Source organism: Parasynechococcus marenigrum WH 8102 (genome assembly GCF_000195975.1).
Classification (GTDB): domain Bacteria; phylum Cyanobacteriota; class Cyanobacteriia; order PCC-6307; family Cyanobiaceae; genus Parasynechococcus; species Parasynechococcus marisnigri.
Genome location: NC_005070.1, coordinates 1197218 through 1221388, shown reverse-complemented (window position 1 = coordinate 1221388; position 24171 = coordinate 1197218). Strand labels below are relative to the sequence as shown.

Below are 24171 nucleotides of genomic sequence, written 5' to 3'. Positions count from 1 at the left end.
CCCTGGTGTTACGCCATTGCAATGCCTGAGACCAACGGCACCGAGGCTGATTCGAGTGGGCCAAGGCCAGGTCTTCGCCTGGAATTGCAGGCCATCGATCTGGATCGGGATGGCCACGGTCTGGCCCGTTGGCAGGGGTGGGTGGTGGTGGTGCCGGGTCTATTACCGGGCGAACGGGCGAAGGTGCAGCTTCAACAGCGGCAGAAGTCGCGATGGCTGAGTCGCATCAGTGAACGACTGGACAGCTCGCCGACCCGCCGACGGCCTCCTTGCATTCTTGCTCAGGATTGCGGTGGCTGCACTCTGCAGCACCTTGAGGAGTCAGCCCAGCGGAATTGGAAGCAGAATCAGCTCCACCAGACGATGCTGCGGCTCGGGGGCATCGACCATCCCCAAGCTCCTGCCCTCACGGATCAGCGTGGCCTCGGCTATCGCAACCGCGGGTTGATTCCCCTGCGTCGTGGAGAGGACGACCGCCTACGCATGGGCTACTTCCGTCGCGGCAGCCATCGCATCGTCAATCTCTCCCGCTGTCCAGTGCTGGATCCACGCCTGGATGCTCTGGTCGAACCGCTCAAGCAGGATCTGGATACCAGTGGCCTCAGCGCCGATCACGATCTCAGCCATTCCCAGGGACTTCGCCACCTTGGTCTACGGATCGGACACCACACCGGCGAGGTCTTGATCACTGTGGTGAGCAGTCAGCAGCTGCCTGCCTTGCAACGGCTGGCCCAGCAATGGATCGAGCGCTGGGACCCGGTCAAGGGAGTCACCCTGAATCTTCAGCCCCGCCGGACCAACCAGATCCTGGGAGCAACAACCACTGTTCTGGCGGGTGCCCCCACGATTCGAGAACTGTTCTGTGGACTGCAGCTTCAGCTCAGCACCACCACCTTTTTTCAGATCAACACGCCCCAGGCGGAACGCATCGTGGCGTGCATCGTGAGCTGGCTGAGTCAGGCGGAGCTCGCAGGCCCAATCGTCGACGCCTACTGCGGCATCGGCACCATCAGCTTGCCTCTGGCTGCACAGGGTCATCACGTCGTGGGCCTTGAGATCAACCCCGACTCCATCGATCAAGCTCGCAGCAATGCCGATGCCAACGGTCTGGGGGCGCGGACCGAGTTCCAGGCCGGTGATGTGGCCAATTTGCTTAAGGAAACGCTGGCGACATGTTCAGCACTGGTGGTCGATCCACCACGGCGAGGTCTTGAGAGCAGCGTGATTGAGGCAATCCTGAGTGATCCACCAGGCCTGTTGGCCTACCTCAGTTGCGACATGGCAACCCAGGCCAGGGATCTGAAACGGTTGCTCCAACCGGAGGGCCCTTACCGGTTGGAGCAGCTCCAGCCGGTTGATTTCTTTCCCCAGACCACCCATCTGGAGAATCTGGCGTTTCTGCGCCGAGTCAGCTCCTGAGCTCGGCACCGTGCTGTTTCACGAGGGCATTGCGGACCTTGTCATGGACCGGTTGCACCTGGTCATCGGTCAGGGTCTCCGACTGGTGCCGGTAACGAAGGCGGAAGGCCTGGCTGGCCTTGTTCTCGCCGAGTTGGTCACCCTCGAACCGGTCGATCAACGTAACGGCTTCGAGTAATGGCTTACCCGCCTTCCGGATCGACTGCATCAGGTCTGAAGCGGCCTGCGAACGATCCACCACCACCGCCAGATCACGTTCACTAGCCGGAACGGTTGGGAAGGCCTTGAAGGCTGGAACCCAGCGGTTCCGACGGGTGGCCGACTCCACCAAACGGGTCAGATCCAGTTCGAACAGAAAGGTGGCCTCCGGGAGGTTTTGAGATGCCGCCAATTCCGGGTGCAATTGGCCGAAGCAGCCGAGGGGACGTCCCTCCAGCACAAGGGTGGCCGCCCGACCGGGATGGAGACGGGAGTCGTCAGTGAGACGTCGGTCGGACACATCGAGCTTCAAGGCCTGCATCACCTCCGTCAGTCGTCCACGAGCGGCGTAGTAATCGGGAGGTGCCGGTTTGCCGCTGGTGGTCCAACGCTCCAGGCGTTGCTCACCGCAGATCACTCCGGAAAGAAGCCTCGACTCCTCCACCGCATCAGCGCTTCCGGCGTAGGTGGTGCCCAGTTCAAAAATCCAGCATCCGGGCTGGGAGGCCTTCAGGTTGCGGACACAAACCGCAAGGTGCTCTTCCCAGAGGTTTGTCCGCAGATGACTGGTTTCGGCCAGCAGAGGATTGCTGATAGCGATGCGTGGATCGCTATCGCTGGCACTCACCAACGACAGTGTTGTGATCTCCTGCAGACCGGCACCGCAGAAGAGCGTTCGGAGACGGCGTTCCGCCTGCTGTGCCGGCGTCAGCGCTCCTGGGGCCAAGGGATCCGGCAGATGGGCGCCGAAGCGATCAAATCCCACGAGGCGTGCGACCTCTTCAATCAGATCGATCTCGCGGGCCAGGTCGAGCCGTCGCGAAGGGGGAGCAATGACATTCCATCCCTCATCGCTAGGGCTGAGTTCAGAACCGAGGGCCGTCAGACATTGCTCGACTACAGCATCAGCCAGGTCGGAACTGCCCTCCTCATCCTCGATGGGTCCCAGCAACTGATGCAGGGCGTTACGGCGCAACAACACGGAACTGGCGTCAGCAGCGCTGTCACCACAGACCCAGAGGCCCTTGGCTTCACAGGGAAACAGCTCTTTCAGCAGCTCCAGAGCACGGATTGAACAGGCCAGGGTCATCTCCTTCGGCAAACCCTTCTCAAATCGAGCACTGGCATCCGTACGCAGTCCAACGGAGCGGGCCGTCGTGCGGACAGCAGCAGGGCTGAACATGGCGGACTCCAGCCAAATCCGCCCCGTTGCGGCTGTCACACCACTGGCCTTGCTCCCCATGACACCGGCCAGAGCGATCGGCAGGTCGTGACAGGTCACCACCTGGGCACGGGCAACGAGGCTCAACTCCCTGCCATCCAGGCCGATGAAAGCTTCACCCTCGCGGGCCTGTCGCAAGCCGAAACTGGCTGCATTCACCGGCTTGCCGGTGAGTTGTTCGAGGGCATCGGCATCAAAGGCATGCAGGGGTTGTCCCTGCTCCAACATCACCACGTTGGTGATGTCCACAACGGCATTCACACGATTGATCCCGGCCCGTTCCAGACGCTGTTGCACCCAAGTCGGAGAAACCTGGGAGCCGTCAACGCCTTCGATCAGCGTGATGCCGTAAAGGCCACCGGCCTGCATGGCCTCAGCACTGGCGGCAGATGCCTGCAGGAGTTCATGGGCAGGCTTAAGGGTCAGAACCGGAAGCGTGAGTGCAGAACCCGTCAGGGCGGCCACCTCCCGGGCGATCCCGACCATCGACAGACCATCCGGACGGTTGGCGGTGATCGCCAGCTCGAGAACCGTGTCATCAAGGCCGAGCATCGGAGCAACCGGCGCACCAAGGGCCGGAAGCTCGTCGGTCAGTGCATCGAGTTCAGCGATGCCATCGGACTCCGTCGCCAGCCCCAGTTCAGACAGGGAGCAGATCATCCCGTTGCTGCTCACCCCCCGGAGTTCCCCCGATTTGATCGTGAGATTCACAGCCGGCAACTCCGCGCCCACCATGGCGACCGGCACATGCAGACCCGCCCGGACATTCTTGGCGCCGCAGACGATCTGAATCGATTCCTCGGAACCGATATCCACCTGACAGACGCTGAGCTTGTCGGCGTTGGGATGTTTCTCCCGATCTTTGACGAAACCCACGACGACGCCCTTGGCCCGGGCGCTGAGATCCTCAATCTCTTCCTCCTCGAATCCCGCCATCGACAGACGATGGGCCAACGCTTCGACCGAGTCCGTCACCTGAACCAGTTGCTTGAGCCAAGAGAGGGAGACCCGCATGAAGCCAGCGTGGACGGCGCGTGATCTTAGGAAGTGCAGATCGTTCTTCCAAGATTCGTCGACAGGTAAGCTTTTTGTTTGTCAATCGCTTCGCACTGCGGCGCAACGTCCTTTATGGCCAAGAACAAGGGCGTCCGGATCGTGATCACTCTCGAGTGCACCGAATGCCGGTCCAATCCCGCCAAGCGTTCACCCGGCGTGTCCCGCTACACGACCGAGAAGAACCGCCGGAACACCACCGAACGGCTGGAGATCAAGAAGTTCTGTCCCCACTGCAACAAGATGACTCCCCACAAGGAGATCAAGTGATCTTGCAGTTTCGATTCTCTTCCAACCGTTCCTGACCCATGTCCAGCTCCTTCTTCAAGAAGCGCCTTTCTCCGATCAAGCCTGGCGATCCCATCGATTACAAGGATGTGGATCTGCTCAAGAAGTTCATCACTGAACGCGGCAAGATCCTTCCCCGCCGACTGACGGGTCTCACTGCCAAACAGCAGCGTGATCTCACCAATGCGGTGAAGCGTGCACGCATCGTTGCCCTGCTGCCCTTCGTGAATCCCGAGGGCTGATCGCTTCAGCCTTGGCAAGTGATTTCCAGACCGACGCCATCGTCGGCGTTCTGCTCAAGGGTCAGCCCCTCATCGGCCGCCTGTTGTCCTGCAAGGGCAGCAAGGCGGTCTTGGCATTTGGTGGACAACGACGGGATCAGGAGATTCCACTGCGGGAGCTTGTTCCCTGCGGAGAGCTGAGCGACTCGGTTCGCCGTTCTGTGCTGCCCACACCGGACCAGGTGCAGTCCATTGTTCTGTCACCAAGGGTCAGTGCAGAGGCCTGGTGGCTGCTGGTGAGTGATGTCACGGATGACACCCTCCCTTGCATCTCCCTGAGCGATCTGACCGATCTGCTGGTGGGACGGCCTGATCTCATTGCGCTGGCGGCCGTCTGGAGCTGGCTGAATGGTCCTCAGATCTGGTTTCGACTGCGACGGGATCGGACCCTGCAGGCGCGCCCCTTGAATGAGATTCGCCAACAGCGGCTCAAACAGCGACGGGAGCATTTGCAACGGGAGCATGACCTTCGCCAGTTGGCCCTGTTGCAGGAGTCAGCTCCACTGACCGAGCAACGACGAGAGCTGCTGGATCCGACCTGGTCCGACCGCCTTGATCAGCTGCTGGAGCTGGTCCACGGGCCGGAAGCGGACCTGGGCGAAATGCCTGGACTGGGCTTACTCCAGCTGCTGGGGCTGCCCCCCGATCGCAAGGCTCTGAAGACCTGGCTTGTGGCACGTGAGCTGTTGGATCCTCACCAACCCAGCGCGTTGCGCGGCAGTGCGTGGTCGAGCCAACTACCAGAGGCGAACGCCGAAATCATTGACGAGTTGCTGGCCAGGGCAGCTGACAGCTGTTCCGGTGATGACACCCGCGTGGATCTGACGGCACAACGGGTTTACACCCTGGATGACTCCAGCACCAAGGAAATCGACGACGGCCTGGCACTGGAACCTGGCGATGGTGGACCGTGGATCTGGATCCACATCGCTGATCCGGCACGCCTGATTGAACCGGACAGCCCCCTGGACCGTGAGGCCCGTCGACGGGCCACCAGCCTGTATCTGGCGAATGGCGTGCTGCCGATGCTGCCGCTGAAGCTCGCCACAGAGATCTTCAGTCTCCGTGCAGGGCAGCGTTGCCCTGCTCTCAGTGTCGGTGTGCTCCTGGATGACGAGGGTGCGGTCGTGGCCAGCAGCTGTCAGCGCTCCTGGGTGCAACCCCGTTATCGGCTCACCTACGAGGATGGCGATGAACTGATCGAACTGGTCCCCCCCGGGGATGAGGACCTCGCCCAGCTGTCCGCCCTGCTCAAACGTCGCTTCAACTGGCGTCAGCGTCGGGGAGCCATCAACTTCGAGCGCCAGGAAGGACGGTTCCGCCGCGGCGCAGCCGGTCCTGAGCTTCAGGTGATCGATCCCTCTCCAGCTCGAGTGATGGTCAGTGAGGCGATGTTGCTGATGGGTGCCGCTGTGGCGGAGATCGGTCGCAGGGAAGGGATGGCCCTGCCCTATCGCAGTCAGCCACCAGCGGAGCTCCCCAGTGCGCAGGAGTTGGCGGAGATACCGGAGGGCCCTGCCCGTGATGCAGCGGTGAAACGCTGTCTCAGTCGAGGTCTGCAGGGCACATCACCGATGCCCCACTTCAGTCTCGGATTGGAGGCCTACGTGCAGGCCACCTCACCCATCCGTCGTTACGCCGACCTGTTGGCCCATCGCCAGTTGATCGCCTGGATCGAGCAGAGGTCCGTGATGTCGGAGCCCCTGCTGCGGGAGCAGCTGGATTCGTTGGAGGATCCCCTGCGGCAGTCGATCCAGATCAGTCGTGAGGACCAGCGCCACTGGCAACAGGTGTGGCTGGAACAGCATCGCGACCAACAGTGGTCAGTGCAGTTCCTGCGTTGGCTACGCCCTCAGGATCGCCTGGCGCTGGTTCACGTGCCGGATCTGGCGATGGATCTGGTGGGTTATGCCGACGGGGAGGATCCAGCGCCAGGCCAGCTGCTGACGATGACGGTGCTTCATGTCGATCCGGACAGAGCCGAGCTCAAGCTGCGCTTTCAATGAGTGAGCAATTGGCTGACCCGCCACCAGGGGCCCCAGGGGTTGTGGACAGCGACCAGATCCATCTGCGTTCCATCCGCTGCACCGGAGAGAACCCGTTCCACGGCTGGCTCCAGGGTGATCAGCTGGCGACGGATCGAGCCTGACTCCAGCCAGTAGCGCAAGCCATCCGCATCGCGGCAAAACCGTCCCTGGATCTGCTGACCATGGCGCTCAGAAGGAGCAGCAACAGCAGCCGGGAGCGATAAATCGGAAGCCTGTGCAGACGCCAGTGATCCGTCCTGCCGCAAGGTGTCGGGATTGCGCACGACCCGATGCTGGGCTTCGCGCCAGTGCGGATGCCAGCAGGGCCAGTCCCAGATGGGCATCACGGCAGCAGGTGCGTGTGGGTCATCAATCAGCTGATGTTGCAGAGAATTCACAGGCAGCTCACGCGGCTCAAGATTGGATCGCACGGCCAGGGCCGCAGCCAGTCCAGCGGCCTGGCCGATGTTGAGAATCAGTGGTTGCAGCCGGGTCGCCCCATTGGCGATGTGGCTGACGCTGAAGCACTTCTCGGCGGCGAGCAGATTGGAGATCTCGCTGCTCACCAGAGCCTCGAACGGTATACAGAAGGGGGTGCCGGTCCAGCGTCCACCCCAACGACAGCTCTTCGGAGCAAGCGGCCAGTCGTCGCCGGGGTAATGGTGATCATTGGCGTAGGTACCCACGGCGATGCTTGTGGCGGGCAGGCGGCTGCGCCTCGCCTGGTTCGTCACCGGCAGGAGATCCAGCTCGGACACCATTGACTGGCCGATCATGCGACGCCCTTCCCGCCAGTAGGGCATCAAGGCGAGCTGTGGTCTGGATGAGGGGAAGGCCTCACCACAGGTCAACCAACCGTTACCGCAGCGGGAGAGTTGCTCCAGAAACTGCAGGCTGTGCTCCTGCATCTCCTGATCCAAGTCATCACGGTCCGATGCCAGCGGCGCGATGGAACGCCCCAGCCCGTGATGCCAGTCGTTACCGCCCAGAGGCCAGTTCAACATCACAAGCCCACCTGGCAGGCGGCCGTAGGTGAGCGTTCGCTCCAGCCCAAACGCTTCCAGCGCATCGGCAAAGGGAGCCGCTGGAGCAACCGTCGCCGGGGAATGGGGAGCGGCTGCCGTGAGCTGGCCCATCACCACCCAGGTGGGGGACTGCACGGGCTGCCGGCTGAAAAAAGGGTCTTTCGCCAGGGCATCAGCCGATGGAGCACTGGGTTCATTCCAGGTTTCACGGGACTCCCACCCCCAACGGAACGGTGCTTCCGCCAGGGCGATCAGCTCGCCCAGATCACTGCCGTCGATCCAGATGCAGCTGTCCAGTCGATGGCGTTGGCGATTGCATTCCACCTCCAGGGTCTGAATGCGATCTCCCCGGCGATCAATCCCACCCATGCGACAACCGGACCACCACTCGAGCAAGGGCTCCGCTCGAACCCAGCTCTGCAACAAACGCTCAGCCTGTTCTGGCCGGAATCCGAAGCAGCTGACCCAGTTCTGATCAAGGCCTTCGGGGACGCTGGTTGCCAGGGTTCGGATGAACTGCCCCCAGAGCCCCGTCTGCCAGCAGCTCAGTTCATGGCCATCAGGGGCACTCACCCCGGCGGCACTGAGCATTCCCCCCAACCACGGCCCTGGGGTCAGCAGCAACGTCCGCGCTCCTGAGCGCGCTGCCTGAACGGCAGCGGCCACACCACCGGTGCCACCTCCCCAGACGATCACGTCCCAGGTCATACGGGCAACAAAACAGAAAAGTGCGGTCGTTAGGATCCGGCGTCGCGTTGTGCGGCGGAGGTCCGGACCCAACGATGCCCTACACCCTCACGACTCCGCTTTATTACGTCAACGATCGGCCGCACCTGGGCAGCACCTACACAACCCTGGCCTGTGATGCCCTGGCGCGCTTCCAGCGGTTGAACGGCAAGGCTGTGGTGTTCATCACCGGAGTTGACGAGCACGGACAGAAGATCCAGCGAACGGCTGAAGCCCGGCAGCTGAGCCCGCAACAGCACTGCGATGCAATCAGTGGCAGCTACCGCGACCTCTGGTCTCGCTGGGGGATCAGTCAGGACCGCTTCGTTCGCACCACCGATCCCCGTCATCTGCAGCTGGTCGATCAGTTCTTCGCTCGCGTTAAAGGATCAGGGGACGTCATCAGCGGCCGGCAGACCGGTTGGTACTGCGTCGGGTGCGAGGAATACAAAGACGATTCAGCCGAGGCCGTCGATCCCAGCTGCCCGATCCACCAGAAGCCGCTGGAGTGGCGGGATGAGGAAAACCTGTTCTTCCGCCTCTCCCACTACCAGTCGCAGATCGAAGAGCTGGTGGCTAGGGACGACTTCATCCAACCGGCGAACCGACGCCAGGAGGTGAGGAATTTCGTCGCCCAGGGGCTGAGGGACTTCTCAATCTCGCGGGTGAATGTGAGCTGGGGCCTGCCCGTGCCAGGCCATGAAGGCCACACCTTCTACGTGTGGTTCGATGCCTTGCTGGGCTATCTCACAGCGCTGCTGGATGACGGGGGGCCGGTTGCGCTGGAGCGTCTGGAGCAGTGCGGCTGGCCGGCATCCGTGCATGTGATCGGCAAGGACATCCTGCGTTTCCATGCCGTGTTCTGGCCGGCGATGCTGATGTCTGCAGGACTGCCTCTGCCGAAGACCGTGTTCGGCCACGGCTTTCTCACCCGAGAAGGCCTGAAGATGGGCAAGTCGCTGGGCAATGTGCTCGACCCGGAACGACTGCTGGAGCGCTGCGGATCAGATGCCGTTCGTTGGTATCTGCTGCGCGACATCCAATTCGGGGACGACGGCGATTTTCAACAGCAGCGCTTCGTTGATCTGGTGAACAACGACCTCGCTAACACCATCGGCAACCTGCTCAACCGCACCTCATCCATGGCCAGGAAGTGGTTCGCTGATGCCGTTCCACCCCACACCGATGCCGTGGGACCTCACCATCCCCTTGCCGTTGCGGCCAACACTGCCGTCACAACGGTCCTGACATCCATGCCATCCCTTGGCTTCAAGCCGGCGGCGGAGGCTGTTCTCCAACTGGCGATCGCAGCCAATGGTCATCTCAACGACACAGCGCCATGGAGCAGGATGAAGCAACCGGGTAAGGAAGCCGAGGTCGGCGATGACCTCTATGCCGTTCTGGAAGCCACCCGGATTGTGGGACTGCTTCTCAGCCCATTGCTGCCCGAGTTGAGCACACGAATTCTGGAGCAGCTCGGTACCAGCATCAATCCCGATGGCTGGACCGAAAAGCTGAGCTGGGGTGGCCTGGTGAGTGGGGCGTCTCTTCCCAAACCATCTCCGGTGATGCAGCGCCTCGAACTCGAGGAGTCCCTCTGAGTGATGGATCGTTCTCTGCTGCTGATCCCTGCACTGGTGCTTAGCAGCGGTCTGATCGGTTGCACCCAGCAACCGGTATCTCAACAGGATTCCGCCCCGCCCTTCGTCTTCCGTTCCCTCGATCTCAACCAACGTCGCAAGGATGGCAAGAGGGATTGGGATCTCAGCAGCCCTGAAGCGCGATATGACCTATCGAGCCGCACGGTTCGCGCCCGACGCCCCACTGGAGTTCTTTACAACGATAATCAGCCTTCGTTTCGCATCAGTGCCGAACTGGCAACGGTGCTGAACGACGGCGAGATGGTGATCCTGGAAGGCCAGGTGCAGCTCAAGCAACTGCAAGACCAAACCGTGCTGATCCGAGGGGATCGGTTGGTTTGGAGACCCGCGGAGGAGCGCATGGTGATGGATCAGAACCCGGAGGCTTTGGATGAAACCTCCCGGTTGATGGCCAAACGGCTCACCTTGATCCAGTCCAGCAACACCCTTCGTTTCGAGGGCCCGACACAACTCCTGCGCTGGACACAACACCGACAACCGGACATGGAGCCAGACACCGAGATCCGAGCCAGCAAAGGCCGTTGGAATCTGGAAACCGGCGAACTGGGGGTGCGCGGCCCCGTCCGCGCTCTGCGCCGCAAGAACTTGACCGTCACAGCATCTGCCCTGCAGGGCAACACCCAGCAGGGCTTCCTCGATCTGATTCAGCCCGTTCGCCTGGAGCAGAAGGATGGTGCCATCAACGCGGGGACCACACGCTGGAATCTTGCTGAACAACGACTCCGATCCTTCGCTCCGTTCCAGGGCAAACGCCAGGATGCCACCGCCACAGGGGACGGATTTGTGATCGACGAAACGGCTACGACCGTCATCATTTCCAAGGCCTGTCAACTGACACAGCCTGGGGAGTCCTTGAAAGCCCATCGTTGCAGCTGGAACTGGGTGACCAACCGTGTGGTGGCTGATGGGGATGTGGTGCTCAGGCGTCAGGATCCCGACCAGGAGACAAGAGCTCCACGGATGGAGGGGCAACTGGGATCAAGGGAAGGCGTCCGTTTTGGATCGACCGGACAACGGGTGCAATCCAGCATTCGCTTCAGGCCGGATCAATCCCGCAGCGCCCCTCCATCGTCACGCCCTCGAGTTTCGTTCTGAGCCGTGCCCCCCAGCCTTCAAGCCACTGCTCATCGGCCTGACTGAAGCATCGTTCAGACCACCCCCCGAGGATCAGCACTCCCTCTGATGCCAGGGGGACGATCAGAACAGCCGGAAGGTTGTCGAGAACAGGATCAAATTCATGGCGCCCGGGGAACAGGGTTGTGTTGACCAAACTGATCGGTGTTTGACGGTCCATGGCACGTCGACAAATCGGACCGGGGGTGAACGCTTTATCACCGTCGCCCAGCAATCCGCGGCGAAGGAGGACTTGATCACGCCAAAAAACCAGAAGGGTTGCTGCCGGTGTTGCCGTCAGAAGCATGTGGCTTCCCCAGGCCAGCTCTTCCCTGATCGCTTCGTCCAAATCAGGATCCAACTGCAAACCCTGTTCACCGCTGAGTGGCCGTGGTTTCGCCTGGGTTGGATCTGCCCTGGTCCACAGCACAGCCACCAACATCAGTCCAACAGAGGCCATCCCGCAGAGGACTTCAGCCCTTTCCAGTTCAGGAGTGATCGATTCAGCCAGGCCGGCATTGAACAGCGTCAGTGTCAACAACACCAGTGCACAGCCGAGAACAACGCGTGCGGGAGTGGGCATCAAGACACTCTGGACTGGCAGAACCGCCACATCTTGCTCAAATGTGGGTGTGATGCCTGATTCGCATGAACAGCGCAGAAGCCTTTGCTGCAATTGCCCTTGCTGCCGTGGCCTGCGACGGCAGCCTCGGACGTGATGAAGCCCATGCCTTGAGGGCACAGCTGGAATATCGGACGCTATACAGCAGCAGCTCTGAAGCTGAGATGGGGGATTTGTTTGACCGTCTTTTGCACCGTCTTCGAGATCAGGGTGTCAACGGCCTCGTGGATGAGGCTCTGCCTGTTCTGACGTTCTCCCAACAGCAAAGCGCCCTTGCCGTGGCCGCACACCTCGCCCACGCCGATCGAACCGTGACAGCGGAGGAATCGGCGTTCCTAAAAAAACTGTCGACGCAGATGGACCTGCCTGAGGGCGAAGCGGCGTCAATTCTGATCGCCATTGAAGCGCTGAACCGCGACAGCCTGGATGCCTGACGGCAGACTGCTCATGATTGTTGTTCGGGATGGTTTGATGTCTTCCCTGCGTCGACTGGCCAACATTGTTGCCGCCATTGGCCTTTTTATTGTTCTTGCATGTCCCCCAGCGGCTCAGGCCATCTCGCCTGTTGATCTGGGCGCCAGTCGTCCGGACGAACGTGTCCTGGATGACGCTGAGGTGTTCAGCCGGGCCAGTCGTTCGGAACTCAACGCACGACTGCAGGATCTCGCTGCTGATCGCGTTGACGCCCGTGTCGTGACGCTGCGCCGGCTTGATTACGGGTTAAACCTCGACAGTTTTGGTGAGGAGCTCCTGGCTCAGTGGTCGTCTGAAGGTTCGGAGCCACTTCTGTTGCTTCTGATCGAAACCCAGAACAAGCGGGCCTCCATTGCTGCCGACCCCACGCTGCAATCTCAGCTACCTGAGACGTTGTTAACCAGCACGGCGCGAACCACCATGAGCGTTCCCCTCAGGGAGGGAGACCGCTACCGGCAAGCCACCCTCGATGGCATCAATCGTCTGAGCACAGTCCTCGGTGGTGGTGAGGATCCCGGTCCACCAGCTGAAATTGTTCGCACAACCCTGCCCACCAACATTCCCACGCAGGAGGAAACAGAAAGCAGCAATGCCACAACCTGGATCATCGTGCTGCTGGTGCTGGGCACCATCATCCCAATGGCGACCTGGTGGGTGTTCTCCCGATGATCGCCTGAGCCGATGGCCGCGCGGAACTGGATTGGTCTGTTCTCCCGGGGTGAGGGCAACAACCTCACCAACGCGTTGGAGCGTGGCTACGAGGCGGCGCTGCTGATTCAAAGCCTTGAGCTGGAGTTCTATGCCGACCGCAAAGTCCGGCCGGAGCTGGAACTTTCTGTTCCTCGATCCGTGCAGGCCACTGTCCTGCGGCGTTTCCACGCCGCCCTTCAGATTTGCCGGTCCAGCCTGTCCACCGTGACACCCAACCGGGGGCAGCTGGATCCACAGGAACTGCGGCAACTCCAGCTGATCGAGACCGTGGTGAGCCGTTACTCCGGCAAGCGCTCGTCCAGCAAAAGCGGCATGAGCACCGCCCCCGAGCTGCTACCTCGCTCACTATTGGGGGTCTTTGATTCAGTCCGTCGGCAATTGGATCCTTCTTCAGAAGAATCCGTGGTGGCAGGGTTCCGCCGTCGCCGTGATTCAACCCTGGCGTCGCTGAGAATCCTGTTGCTGTTGGTGTTGGTACCGCTGCTGGTCCAGCAGGTGTCGAACACTTACATCGTCGGGCCAGCGGTGGAGCGTCTGTCCCCCGATCTCTCGTTCCTCAGTTATCCGAAACCTCAGCTCGAGGAAGTCGCCGTGGAGAAACTACGGATTTACAAAGAAGAGCTGGAATTCGATGCCCTGCTCAAGGGGCAAGAGCCGCTGTCCTCAGATCTGTTGGTGATCAAGCTGAGGGAGAGAGCACAGGAACTCAAACAGGAGGCTGACCAGGAGAGTGTTCAGGCGATCAAGAACGTGCTTGCTGACCTGGCCGGTCTGATGGCATTTGTTGTGGTCTGTCTTGTGAGTCGCGATCAGCTGCGGGTGCTGCGTGGATTCCTTGATGAAGCGATTTACGGATTAAGTGACTCCGCCAAGGCCTTCGCCATCATTTTGTTCACAGATATTTTCGTTGGTTACCACAGCCCTGAAGGCTGGACGGTGCTCCTGGATGGCATCGCCCATCACTTCGGTCTGCCGACCCAGGAAAACTTCATCTTGTTGTTCATCGCCACCTTCCCGGTGATCCTGGCGACGATCTTCAAGTACTGGATCTTCCGGTACCTCAACCGCGTCTCCCCATCGTCTGTGGCGACACTCAAGGGGATGAACGGTGGCGGCTGATCAGAACACGTCCAACCTCATCCTGGTCAGTGGTCCCTCCAGAGGAGGGAAAAGTCGCTGGGCTGAGCATTTGCTGTCGGGCTCTGCCGATGTCACCTATGTGGCGACCGCTCCGGATCGACCAAACGATCAGGACTGGCAGACCCGTCTGGATTTGCATCGCAGGCGACGCCCCAGCCACTGGCGTTTGTTGGAGTCAGACGCTGATCTGACCACCGCCTTGCGGACGATTCCCCAGCAATCATCCGTGCTGATTGATGCTCTGGGGGGATTCGTCGCCTGCCATCTGGACGCATCTGACCAGGCCTGGAATGCCTGTTGTGAGGAGTTGGTGGAGCAGCTGGCCGGTATGGGGCAGACCTGCGTGGTGGTGATCGAGGAGACCGGATGGGGGGTGGTTCCTCCGACGCTGATCGGCGGTCGCTTTCGCGATCGACTGGGATCCCTGGCCCAGAGCCTCGATCGACAAGCCCATTCAGCCTGGCTTGTGTTGCAGGGACGGGCCGTCGATCTGCATGCCCTCAGCCAGAGAGTGCCATGACTATCCCTGAGCCGAACTCAAGCCTGCGGGTTGTCCTCTACGAGCCCCAGATCCCCCCCAACACAGGCAACATCGCGCGCACCTGTGCGGCCTTTCGGTTGCCGCTGGCATTGATTGAACCGCTCGGGTTCTGCATTGACGATCGCGCCGTGCGGCGAGCGGGGCTTGATTACTGGCCTCACGTGCAGCTCTCAATTCACTCCAATCTGGACCATCTGCTGGGTCAGCTGCCGCATCCACACCGCTTGATCGGCTGCAGTCGCCACGGAGGTGACAGCCTCGGCGAGTTTCAGTTCCAACATGGTGATGTACTGCTGTTCGGCCGCGAAGACAACGGACTACCAGGGCATGTGCGTGATCAGTGTGACCGCATCCTGACCATCCCGATGCCCGGGGGTGTGGACGCTGATGGTCAAGGGGGTGTTCGCAGTCTGAATTTGTCTGTGGCCTGTGCCCTGGTGTCTTACACAGCCGGTCACCAGCTTCAGATGTGGTGATCAAGGGACTGATCCAGCCACCCTTGCACGGTCAAGATCACTTCGTTAAGGTTCACCCGATTTTGAAGATGGGATGCGCTCTCTTCTTGTACTTGCAGCATCCGTCACTCCGCTTTTAAGCGTTGTTGCTTGGCATGCGATGCCAGGGCAAGCTGACAGCAGAAATTTCAAGTTGGCGGAGCTTCCGCCGCTCCCATCAATTGATGAGGTAGCCGATATCTCCGAGGAGCCAGCTTTTTGGTTTCGTTTGCGGCAGCGGACGTCTCTCTTCCGACTAGCTGCATCGCTTGATTTTGATTCGGAACAACTGGCTGAGATCAATGATCAACCCGAGAACCACGTATTCCGTTCCGGTAGCTGGTTCGCCATCCCCGCTGAACTGCGAGATCGTGCTGAAATTTTGTTTGCGGTTGAAGCTAACTCAGTCCGCACTGAGCCACCGATCACAGCCCCTCCTCCGGTCCAATCCACAGCATCTGTCCAACGCGGTGACTCCTTAACGACCTTTCTTGAACGCCACGGCATCAACAAAGAGGAACTGAAACGGTTCAACCCTGGCCTCAAACTCTCTGAACTCAGTGCCGGCAACACCGTTCAAGTTGCCAAGGCCAAACCTGGCCAACAACTGATGGCTATCCGACCAAGTGTGAGTGGTGGAGCCAGTTGGCCGATCCGTCCAGACCTCTCACAACTCCAGTCAACCAACCGGCCATCGCGGCAGCTCTCACCTTCCACTACTTACAGATGGCCCACGAAAGGGACCTTCACATCTGGTTATGGATGGCGTTGGGGGAGGATGCACAAAGGTATTGATATTGCCAACAGCACAGGCACATCGGTTTATTCGGCCCGAGACGGCATTGTGACCTTCGCAGGATGGAGTGGTGCTTATGGTTATCTCGTAGAGATTGCACATGGTGATGGTGAATCCACCCGCTACGCCCACAACAGCCGTCTCATCGTGTCGAAAGGGCAAGTTGTTCCCCAAGGGGCCCCCATTGCTCTGATGGGAAGCACAGGACGCAGCACGGGCCCTCACCTTCATTTCGAAATTCGTCGTTCCGGTGGTGCAGCGGTGAACCCTCTCAGCAAACTTCCACAAAGGCGCGCCTGAATCCCGAGATCACCCTTGAGGGTGATCGATCATCAAAGAGCCTCCAATTTCAACCTCTTTGAGGGCTGTTTCGAAATGTCAGAGGGGAGACTTGAACTCCCGACCTCAGGGTTATGAATCCTGTGCTCTAACCAGCTGAGCTACTCTGACGAATGGCCTTCAAGCCAGTCGTCATCATACATCTCGGCCTTCCTTCCTCGCGCGAAATTGGACTTAGCGCATATCGATGGCACTGAGTCGATCAAGGAAGCTGCTGGACTCGGAGTTGCTCACTGGCTCAACCACGGGGGCAGGTACCGGTTGCGCAGAACGACGCGGGACCTGCCCCGCAGAGCGTCTGGATCTAGAGCCGGACCCTGACCCGGGCATTCGCAAAGCCCCCGTCGAGGCATCGCGGTCCAAGGGACGCTTACTGAGGTCACCCTTTAGTTGATTGAGCAGCCGAAAATGTCCTGTGGAGCTGTACTTACGCAACAGGGAAGGATCCCAGCTCATCGTTCGATCATCCATACAGGAATCTTATGGCTTCACTGATGTGCGCTCGTGATAAATTGACATACGAAACTTGTAGTCGTATCGACTTCGCTTAAGGCGTTCGGCTGACAAGTTCCACCTCACCGCACCCCGAACATGACCGAGACCGGTTGCCTTCGTGTGGGCCAGCAGGCCCCCGATTTCACTGCCACTGCAGTGGTGGACCAGGAATTCAAGGAAATCTCCCTGTCCCAGTACCGCGGCAAGTACGTGGTGCTCTTCTTCTATCCCCTGGATTTCACCTTCGTCTGCCCCACAGAAATCACGGCCTTCAGCGACCGCTACGCCGATTTCTCCAGCAAGAACACCGAAGTCCTCGGCGTTTCCGTTGACAGCCAGTTCAGCCATCTGGCCTGGATTCAGACTCCCCGCAATCAGGGCGGTCTGGGCGACATCAACTATCCCCTGGTCGCTGACCTCAAGAAGGAAATCGCCACCGCATACAACGTGCTGGACGACGCCGAAGGCGTTGCTTTGCGTGGACTGTTCATCATCGATCCCGATGGCGTGATCATGCACTCCACGATCAACAACCTGCCTGTTGGCCGGAATGTGGACGAAACCCTGCGTGTGCTTCAGGCCTTCCAGTACGTGCAGTCCAACCCCGATGAAGTCTGCCCCGCCAACTGGACGCCCGGCGAAAAGACCATGAAGCCCGATCCGAAAGGTTCCAAGGAGTATTTCTCCGCCATCGGTTGATTCAGAGGACGTTCAACGAACGCTGCTGATTCAGGACCCTGTCGCCACTGGCGGCAGGGTTTTTTGCATCAGTCGATCAATGGCACCCGGAAGCGTGTCGGCCATGGCAATCGTTCGCCCATCGCTCACCACAATCCTGGTGAGCGAGGGCAGCCCTCCTTTGCTCGCCCGCAGATAAACGGGTTCCACATACAACAGGCATTGGCCCACGGGAACCACCAACAGGTTCCCTTGCACCACCTGAGATCCTCCACGATCCCAAAGTCCGAACACCTTGCTGATCTCAGGGTCCTGATTGATCAGTGCCTGAACCTGTTCGGGGCCAAGAATCGGCGTGTCCTTGGGAAAATCAATCTGAACAAGATCGCCGTAGTGCTTGCCGTCGTTGCGCGCCGCCAACCATGCGGTGAGGTTGGGTCTCGCAAGCGGCGTGAGGGGTTGCAACAACAAAAACTCGGAATTGCTGCGGTCCTGTACCTGGGCTGTGATGTGATAAGGCCGAACTGAAATCTGCTCACCGTCATAGACCTCCAGCGGCACTTGCCAGACGTCATCTCCGCTGTAAAACACGCGCGGATCTTCAACGTGATAGCGCTGGAGTTGTTTCACCTGAACATCAAACAATTCCTTCGGCACCCGCAGGTGATCGCGAATCGATGACGGCATTGCGTCGAGAGGCTGGAACAACTGCGGAAACACTCGAGCCCAGCCTCTGATCAATGGATCATCCGGCTCACTGATGAACAACTGCACGCTGCCGTTGTAGGCATCCACAACAGCCTTCACGGAGTTCCGCAGGTAGCGATCGGAATCGCTGTTTGACACTGCCGAGCTGTAGGGATAGGTGGAGGAGTGGGTGAAACCCTCTACCACCCAGTACTGATGCTGATTGGAAGCAGACGTTGGCTGGCCGGATTGAGGGATCGAAATCAGGTACGGATCGCCCCGAAGATCGAGAAAAGGTGCAATGGCTTGGACGCGGTCCCGCACTTCACGGCGGATCAGAAGCTTGGAGGAATGGTCGATGGATCCCGCTGTCAGCAGCCGTGGTTCTCCGAGATACGTGGCCGCTGCAACCCGTTGAAGCCAATGACCGATGGGAACTCCGGCGCTGCCGCGATAGTGCGTGTAAACGTTCAGGTCCCCTTCGGGATAGTCGAATTCATCGACCCGGGTGGGTGCCACGGCGTAGGGCGATCGCAGCATGCCGAAGTAGAGAGCCGCGTCCTCCACTGGAATGGCCCGCTCCACATCCTCGCGCTCTATCCCAAGCTCACGATTGCCCTGAATCCTGGTGTCCGTTCCCAGGTCACTGATGAAATACTCTGGCAATCCATCGTCACCGCGGGTGTTCACCGGACTCACCGTGAAGCCATAGCCGTGGGTGAACACAAAATGGCGGTTCAGCCAAGTCTTGGAACGACGCGGTAGAGCTGATTGATCCAGCTCCCTCGCCGAAAGGATCACCTGTTGCGGAGTATCCCCTTGCGGTGAGAGCGGATAACGATCGACCGATGCCTGAGGGAAGCGGTAGTACACCCGCAGCTGCTGCAGCTGACGGTTGGTTTCCAGCAGCGGAGCGCTGTCCCACAGTCTCAGATTGCTCAGGGTGCTGGCGCCTTGCACAATGTCAGCCTTTGTGAGCGAGGGTTCTGGTTTGTACGAGCCCCGCGTGATTCGATCGAGTTGAAAGGCATGGCGTGTGGATCGAATCGCTTCCTCGAGATAGGGCGTCTGAAGGGATAACTCCTGCGGGCGAAGAATCAGCCAGCGGCTGAGGGGGGTAAGGCTGAATCCCAGGGCCAGGGTCACAGCAAGAACGCCCAGCAACCTTCGGCGCAGGAGCAGTGATGACGGCAACATGACGGCCAGCGCCAGCAGCAAAAGTTCAACGGTGAGCAGCATCCGAAACGGTTCCGTCACCGCCTGTTGAAGCCAACCGGCCCCCGCCACGATGCCGTGCTGATGCCAGAGCAGAGCATGTCTGGACAACCAACACTGGCCTGCCAGAAGCACCAGAACAAGTGCTGCCATCAACATCAGCAGCCGGCGGTTTCTGGGGCCGGGAACCGCGCAACTCCAATCACTCAGAGCTGGCGGACGGGTCAACAGAGTCTGCAGGCCATTGCCCAGACAAAACAGAGCACCGGAACTCAACAGCGCGATCAATAGCTGAAGCGCTGCGAAGCGGCCCAGCGCAAAGCTGACATCCGCCTTCAGGAATGGCTCCTGCAGCCCAGACAGGGGGATTGACCAGGCAAGGGCCCAGACCCCCCAGGCTCTGGCCGCAATCAGCACCACTGCCGTTGAGACAAACCAGGGAAGCAAACGCCTGAGACGGGGCTGCATCACGGCCACCAGACTGATCAGCGTCAGCACTGGCAGCTGAGATTGGTGAATCGACACCTGCCAGCCACTGGCCAGGTTCATCGAGTCATCGATGGCCTGCAGGATCAGACCATTGATCACGGCAAGGCTCACCAATTGCAGGGCGATCGCCAGCAACAGCGTCAGGGAATAGCGCCAACCCTCCAGCCGCACTGTTGAAGCGGTTTCCGGAGATGGATCAAGCGAGCGACTCCATCGGATGGCCAGACCGATGGGGAGTAACGCGACAACAGCGCTGGCCAGCTGCAGCAGCCAGCGCTCCAGAAGAACACCTTCCAGCTGAAACTGCTGGAACCAGGACCATTCGACCTGCATGCGGGCCGCCAGAACAACAAGCGGAAGCAGCAGCAGGAGGATCCTCATCCCAGTCCGGCGAGCTCCATGAAGCGATCGTGGTGGAGCGTCTCTTCCTCCATCAGGGCATCGACGAGGCGATCCATCACGTCGCGTCGTGATTCCAGCAGGGCCACAGCCTGGTCCAGGGATTGCTTGGCAAGATCCCGCACACGGGTGTCAATGGCCTGACCGGTACTTTCGGCATAACCGGGGCGCTGGCTGAACCAGTCACGCCCCAGGAACACCTCGGTGCCGGGACCTTCCAGGGCAACAGGGCCCAGAGACGAAAATCCGAACCGTGTGACCATCTCCCTGGCCAACTGGGACACCATCTGCAGATCACCACTGGCTCCTTGGGTGATCTCCAGTGGTCCGAAGACCACCAGCTCCGCAGCACGGCCGCCGAGAGAAACCACGAGGTCGGCCAGACAGGACGCTCGGGTGATCAGGCCCGAGTCCAGCTTCTCCTCATCTGGCATGAAACGGGTGTAACCACCTGCCGCTCCCCTGGGAAGAATCGTGACCTTGTCCAATTTGTTGGCAGCCGGCAGCAGGGCTGCCACGAGGGCATGACCGACTTCGTGATAAGCGATCAGTCGTTTTTTGGCACTGTCCTGAAGGGGCTTGGCACTGAGGCCCATGGTGATGCGTTCCAAGGCCCCTTCCAGCTGGCGATCGCTGATGAAGGGTTGCTGTTCACGGGCCGTGAGGATGGCTGCCTCGTTGATCAGGTTGGCCAGCTCAGCACCGGAGAAACCCGGTGTTCGGCGAGCCCATGCCGTCAGATCGATCTCGGGATCCAGAGGTCGCGTTCGCGCATGAACGCCAAGAATCTCCTCACGGCCGCGGCGATCCGGCAGAGACACGTCGATGCGCCGATCAAAGCGTCCTGGACGGGTGAGGGCTGCATCCAACACATCAGCTCGGTTGGTGGCTGCCAGCAGAATCACCCCAGAATTGTCGGCAAAACCATCCATTTCCGTGAGCAGCTGGTTCAGGGTCTGCTCCCGCTCGTCATTCCCTCCACCGATTCCGGCACCGCGCTGACGACCGACGGCGTCAATCTCATCGATGAACACGATGCATGGGGACTTCTCCTTCGCCTGACGGAACAGATCACGGACCCGACTGGCCCCGACCCCGACAAACAACTCAACGAATTCGGAGGCGGCCATCGAAAAGAACGGCACCTCCGCTTCACCGGCGATGGCACGGGCCAGGAGTGTTTTTCCAGTGCCAGGGGGACCCACGAGCAGCACGCCACGGGGAATCTTGGCGCCAAGACCGGTGAACGATTCCGGCTGCTTAAGGAAGGTGACCACCTCCTCGAGCTCCTCCTTGGCGTCGTTGATGCCGGCAACGTCCTCAAAGCGCACCTGAAGATCCTCCTGTGGCTTCAGCCGTGGCTGACTGCGGCCGAAACCAAGGGCACGGTTGGCCATCTGGGCGGATCGACGCAACAGGAACGACAGCCCTACCACCAGGAGCAGGACGAGTCCAAGGTTCCCCAGCAGACCGGCCATGGCCTGTTCACCGCGGATGTCTCGCACCGTGAGAGGTGTGGCCGAAGCCTCGGCGGCCCTGAGGATCTGCTGATCGTTAACAAAAATGCTGACGGTGGATTTAGTTCCATCGGGGTAGGTCACCCGCACTTCGCGGCGTGCTGGAACCAGTTCAAGCGTGCTGACATCACCGTTGCGGATCTGTTCCAGCAAGCTCGAGTAACTGACGGACTTCGGTTTCTCTCCGAACAAGCTCGTTAACGATTGAGGAGACAACGTTTTCTCCGACCCTTCCGATCCTGAAGTCACAACAACATTGAATTGCCTTGACCTTAGCGATTTGACGCAAGGCGTCCTGACAACGGACAATTCCCGTTTGGAGTTGACCAGGCGCAATGGCCGTCCCGAAGAAGAAAACCTCAAAGGCCAAGCGCAACCAGCGCAGTGCCACATGGAAAGGCAAGGCTGCCGTGGCTGCTCAGCGAGCGATGTCCATCGGTAAATCTGTTCTCAGTGGACGCGCCCAGGGCTTCGTCTACCCCGTGCGTGAAGCCGACGACGAGGAGTCCTGAGATTGACGACGGATCCGGAGTTGGCGAAGCCGACGCTCCGGATCGACGTCCACGCGCACATCAGCGTCAATCCGATCAAAACTCTGCGGCGGAATTGCCGTAAGGATCATGCGGATGAAGCCCAGGAGACTCTTGTTGTCGAGAGCAACGCCTTGCTCCCGCAGCATCTGATCTTCCTGCTGTTGCTTCCAGATCTGGGGGGAACGAATGTCCTGGGCCTTGATCTGCCAAAGGCGATCTAGTAGAGCCCAAATCGGGCGATAGGTGCCGAGCACCTCCTGCACGGCTTCCCGTGAGGCCAGCTCGTCTGGACGAATCGGCGGGGATAGATGCTCACAGCCATGCTCAATCGACTCGCCTGGCAGCAACGGTTGGCAACCCACAAACCAACCTTCCAACACCAGAATCTGCGCTGAACAGCTGCGCCAGCCGCAGCGATCCCCGCGACCTTGTCGCAGGGATTTGTCGAATTGCGGCAAATCCACATGCTCGCCACGTTTCCAGCGGCTCAGGGTCTGGCACAGCAGGGGGAGGTCATGACTGCCAGGTAGAGCACGGGGCACACCCCAGGGGTTGCCGCGCATCGCCTGATCCAGCCGCTCCGCATCGAAGTAAAAGTCATCGATCGAAACCACCTGAAGGGGGAGACCAAGCTGCTGGGCGGCACGTTCAAGCCAGTGGCCGAGGGTGGTTTTGCCACATCCCGGGAGGGCGCTCAACCCGATCAGATGTCGCTGGGTTTGATCCCTCGCAGCTTCTGTAAGAAGAGGCAATCCAAGGCACCAGAGCCAATCGGGAGAGGCACTGGCTGGCCAGAGATCCAACGTGGTCTCAAACAGCCCGCTGCTTCGACACTGCTGCTCCCAGGCCATGGGGTCGGCCACACCGAGGTGGTGCAGCAGACGCTGCTGATCGACGACTGGAAGATCGCGTTGCCCGTCAGGATCCAACCTTGAACGCCTCCAGAACAACGGCGTAGACAAACCCGATGCGCAGGTGGTCCAACAGACGCCATCGGAACGCCATGGGTGACGTCACAACCCGTCGACGCAGCAGCACCAGCAATTCACAGGCGATCAACGTTGTAAGCGCTGAAATCGTGCGGGAACCAACGGCATTCGCCAGATGCTCCGTCAGGCTGCTGCCAACCAGAAACCCCCCCAGCAAGCTGATGATCAGCAGACTGCGGCGCCACCACGGACCGGCAAAACCCTCCTCAAGGCTGCGTCCGAAGCGGGTCTGCATCCGGGAGAGCCGGGTCTGCTGCAGGGAGCTCATCCCGATGTCGGTCCAAGGGTCTGCATGTACTCCAACGTCACCATCCCGTCGCGGCAAGGGGGGCCGCTGAACTGTGGTGCAGCATCACCCGCCTCGCCGAGATGATCAAAGACAGCGATGGCCTCGCTGAAACGCTCCTTCAGACCATGGTCCCAGGGTGAAGGGGTCAGCAGACAGGGAAGGCCTGCTGCCAGCGCGGCCCCCAGTCCGGCTTCTGAATCTTCGATCGCGATCGCCCGATCCACCGAAAGGCACGAGCGATCCAATGCACAGCGATACCCCTGTGGTGAAGGTTTCCCTTCCTCCACGTCGTCTGAAGTGACGACGCCCTGGAACATCGTCCTGAGATCCGGAGTGCTGTCCAGCAACGCATCAACGGAAGCCGAGCCACTTGAGGTCACGATCCATTGACGGATCCCGGCCTTCTTGAACTGCTTGAGAAGTCGATGGACCCCTGGCCGAAGCGACACAGCACCTGATCTCGCCAGTGCCGTGTAGTGAACACGTTTGCGGTCGCGGATCGCGTTGAGCTGAGCCTCGGTGAGGCTGATGCCCCTGCTGCTGGCGTACCACTGCACCCTCCTCATCCCACCGGGAATGGACAGCAAATCGGCGTACAACTCCGGCTCCCAGTTGATCGCAAGACCCAGGTCGGCAAAGGCACGGTTGAAGGCGGGGCGATGTCCCTCCATCTCCGTGTTAGCCAGGGTCCCATCCACATCCCAGAACACCCCCTTCAACCAGGTCATCGCCACCGTCAGGAACGGGCAC

22 protein-coding genes and 1 tRNA gene are annotated in these 24171 nt (G+C 60.2%); 14 read left to right on the top strand and 9 right to left on the bottom strand.

Annotated features, from left to right (window positions below; all coding sequences use genetic code 11):
• Positions 1-21 precede the first annotated feature (21 nt).
• Positions 22-1419: a 23S rRNA (uracil(1939)-C(5))-methyltransferase RlmD gene (gene rlmD, locus TX72_RS06150; protein ID WP_011128092.1), complete on the top strand. Its 1398-nt coding sequence runs from the start codon at positions 22-24 to the stop codon at positions 1417-1419.
• Here the strand turns inward: rlmD and pheT are convergent.
• Positions 1409-3853 carry a phenylalanine--tRNA ligase subunit beta gene (gene pheT / locus TX72_RS06145; protein WP_011128091.1) on the bottom strand — a complete coding sequence of 815 codons (2445 nt, stop codon included), beginning with the start codon at positions 3851-3853 and terminating at the stop codon, positions 1409-1411. The genes rlmD and pheT overlap by 11 nt on opposite strands.
• 114 nt (positions 3854-3967) lie before the next feature.
• Here pheT and rpmG point away from each other — a divergent pair, with 114 nt between their 5' ends.
• The 3 genes from rpmG to TX72_RS06130 are packed head-to-tail and all read left to right on the top strand — an operon-like array spanning position 3968 to position 6467.
• Positions 3968-4162 carry a 50S ribosomal protein L33 gene (gene rpmG, locus TX72_RS06140; RefSeq protein WP_011128090.1) on the top strand — a complete coding sequence of 65 codons (195 nt, stop codon included), beginning with the start codon at positions 3968-3970 and terminating at the stop codon, positions 4160-4162.
• Between the two features lie 38 nt (positions 4163-4200).
• The gene (gene rpsR, locus TX72_RS06135) at positions 4201-4422 is read left to right on the top strand and encodes a 30S ribosomal protein S18 (protein WP_006041316.1); all 222 of its coding nucleotides are present in this window, start codon (positions 4201-4203) and stop codon (positions 4420-4422) included.
• 11 nt (positions 4423-4433) lie between these two features.
• Positions 4434-6467, top strand: coding sequence for a ribonuclease catalytic domain-containing protein (locus tag TX72_RS06130; protein ID WP_042503483.1), 2034 nt, complete (start codon positions 4434-4436; stop codon positions 6465-6467).
• On the opposite strand, the gene TX72_RS06125 is transcribed toward TX72_RS06130, so the two are convergent.
• Positions 6461-8221, bottom strand: a complete 1761-nt coding sequence (locus TX72_RS06125) for an FAD-dependent oxidoreductase (RefSeq protein ID WP_042503480.1) — start codon at positions 8219-8221, stop codon at positions 6461-6463. The genes TX72_RS06130 and TX72_RS06125 overlap by 7 nt on opposite strands.
• A 74-nt stretch (positions 8222-8295) precedes the next feature.
• Between TX72_RS06125 and TX72_RS06120 the strand changes: the two genes are divergently transcribed.
• Entirely contained in the window at positions 8296-9840 is a 1545-nt protein-coding gene (locus TX72_RS06120) for a methionine--tRNA ligase (protein WP_011128087.1), read from the top strand.
• A 3-nt stretch (positions 9841-9843) separates the two neighbouring features.
• Positions 9844-10995, top strand: a complete 1152-nt coding sequence (gene lptC / locus TX72_RS06115; RefSeq protein WP_011128086.1) for an LPS export ABC transporter periplasmic protein LptC — start codon at positions 9844-9846, stop codon at positions 10993-10995.
• Here the strand turns inward: lptC and TX72_RS06110 are convergent.
• Positions 10937-11596, bottom strand: coding sequence for a cofactor assembly of complex C subunit B (locus TX72_RS06110; protein WP_011128085.1), 660 nt, complete (start codon positions 11594-11596; stop codon positions 10937-10939). The two genes, lptC and TX72_RS06110, sit on opposite strands and share 59 nt — an antisense overlap.
• Positions 11597-11661: 65 nt before the next feature.
• On the opposite strand from TX72_RS06110, the gene TX72_RS06105 reads away from it, so the two are divergent.
• The 6 genes from TX72_RS06105 to TX72_RS06080 all read left to right on the top strand — a co-directional run bounded on the left by TX72_RS06105 (position 11662) and on the right by TX72_RS06080 (position 16091).
• A complete protein-coding gene (locus TX72_RS06105) occupies positions 11662-12069 on the top strand; it encodes a tellurite resistance TerB family protein (RefSeq protein ID WP_011128084.1) in 408 nt (135 codons plus the stop codon).
• A 37-nt stretch (positions 12070-12106) separates the two neighbouring features.
• A complete protein-coding gene (psb32, locus tag TX72_RS06100) occupies positions 12107-12778 on the top strand; it encodes a photosystem II repair protein Psb32 (RefSeq protein ID WP_011128083.1) in 672 nt (223 codons plus the stop codon).
• 12 nt (positions 12779-12790) lie between these two features.
• Positions 12791-13939, top strand: a complete 1149-nt coding sequence (pxcA, locus tag TX72_RS06095) for a proton extrusion protein PcxA (protein WP_011128082.1) — start codon at positions 12791-12793, stop codon at positions 13937-13939.
• Entirely contained in the window at positions 13929-14480 is a 552-nt protein-coding gene (locus TX72_RS06090; protein ID WP_011128081.1) for a bifunctional adenosylcobinamide kinase/adenosylcobinamide-phosphate guanylyltransferase, read from the top strand. The genes pxcA and TX72_RS06090 overlap by 11 nt, the downstream gene beginning before the upstream one ends.
• Positions 14477-14977, top strand: coding sequence for a tRNA (cytidine(34)-2'-O)-methyltransferase (locus TX72_RS06085; protein ID WP_011128080.1), 501 nt, complete (start codon positions 14477-14479; stop codon positions 14975-14977). Before TX72_RS06090 ends, TX72_RS06085 begins: the two co-directional genes overlap by 4 nt.
• A gap of 172 nt (positions 14978-15149) precedes the next feature.
• Positions 15150-16091, top strand: coding sequence for a LysM peptidoglycan-binding domain-containing M23 family metallopeptidase (locus tag TX72_RS06080; protein ID WP_225867747.1), 942 nt, complete (start codon positions 15150-15152; stop codon positions 16089-16091).
• Between the two features lie 76 nt (positions 16092-16167).
• Here TX72_RS06080 and TX72_RS06075 read toward each other — a convergent pair.
• A tRNA-Met gene (locus TX72_RS06075) sits at positions 16168-16241 on the bottom strand.
• A 480-nt stretch (positions 16242-16721) separates the two neighbouring features.
• On the opposite strand from TX72_RS06075, the gene TX72_RS06070 reads away from it, so the two are divergent.
• Complete coding sequence (locus tag TX72_RS06070) at positions 16722-17324, top strand: peroxiredoxin (RefSeq protein WP_011128078.1); 603 nt, start codon at positions 16722-16724, stop codon at positions 17322-17324.
• Between the two features lie 30 nt (positions 17325-17354).
• On the opposite strand, the gene TX72_RS06065 is transcribed toward TX72_RS06070, so the two are convergent.
• Both TX72_RS06065 and ftsH read right to left on the bottom strand, forming a co-directional pair.
• The gene (locus TX72_RS06065; protein WP_042503474.1) at positions 17355-20075 is read right to left on the bottom strand and encodes a UPF0182 family protein; all 2721 of its coding nucleotides are present in this window, start codon (positions 20073-20075) and stop codon (positions 17355-17357) included.
• The gene (gene ftsH, locus TX72_RS06060; protein ID WP_011128076.1) at positions 20072-21919 is read right to left on the bottom strand and encodes an ATP-dependent zinc metalloprotease FtsH; all 1848 of its coding nucleotides are present in this window, start codon (positions 21917-21919) and stop codon (positions 20072-20074) included. The genes TX72_RS06065 and ftsH overlap by 4 nt, the downstream gene beginning before the upstream one ends.
• A gap of 26 nt (positions 21920-21945) precedes the next feature.
• On the opposite strand from ftsH, the gene rpmF reads away from it, so the two are divergent.
• Complete coding sequence (gene rpmF, locus TX72_RS13185) at positions 21946-22122, top strand: 50S ribosomal protein L32 (protein WP_011128075.1); 177 nt, start codon at positions 21946-21948, stop codon at positions 22120-22122.
• Here the strand turns inward: rpmF and TX72_RS06055 are convergent.
• From TX72_RS06055 to TX72_RS06045, 3 genes are read right to left on the bottom strand one after another with little or no spacing between them, the layout of a single operon-like run.
• Entirely contained in the window at positions 22086-23072 is a 987-nt protein-coding gene (locus TX72_RS06055; RefSeq protein WP_042503470.1) for a phosphoribulokinase, read from the bottom strand. The genes rpmF and TX72_RS06055 overlap by 37 nt on opposite strands.
• Positions 23062-23400 (bottom strand): DUF565 domain-containing protein, encoded by a 339-nt coding sequence (locus TX72_RS06050; RefSeq protein WP_011128073.1) that lies wholly within the window; start codon positions 23398-23400, stop codon positions 23062-23064. The genes TX72_RS06055 and TX72_RS06050 overlap by 11 nt, the downstream gene beginning before the upstream one ends.
• Positions 23397-24149, bottom strand: coding sequence for an HAD-IA family hydrolase (locus TX72_RS06045; RefSeq protein WP_011128072.1), 753 nt, complete (start codon positions 24147-24149; stop codon positions 23397-23399). Before TX72_RS06045 ends, TX72_RS06050 begins: the two co-directional genes overlap by 4 nt.
• Positions 24150-24171 lie beyond the last annotated feature (22 nt).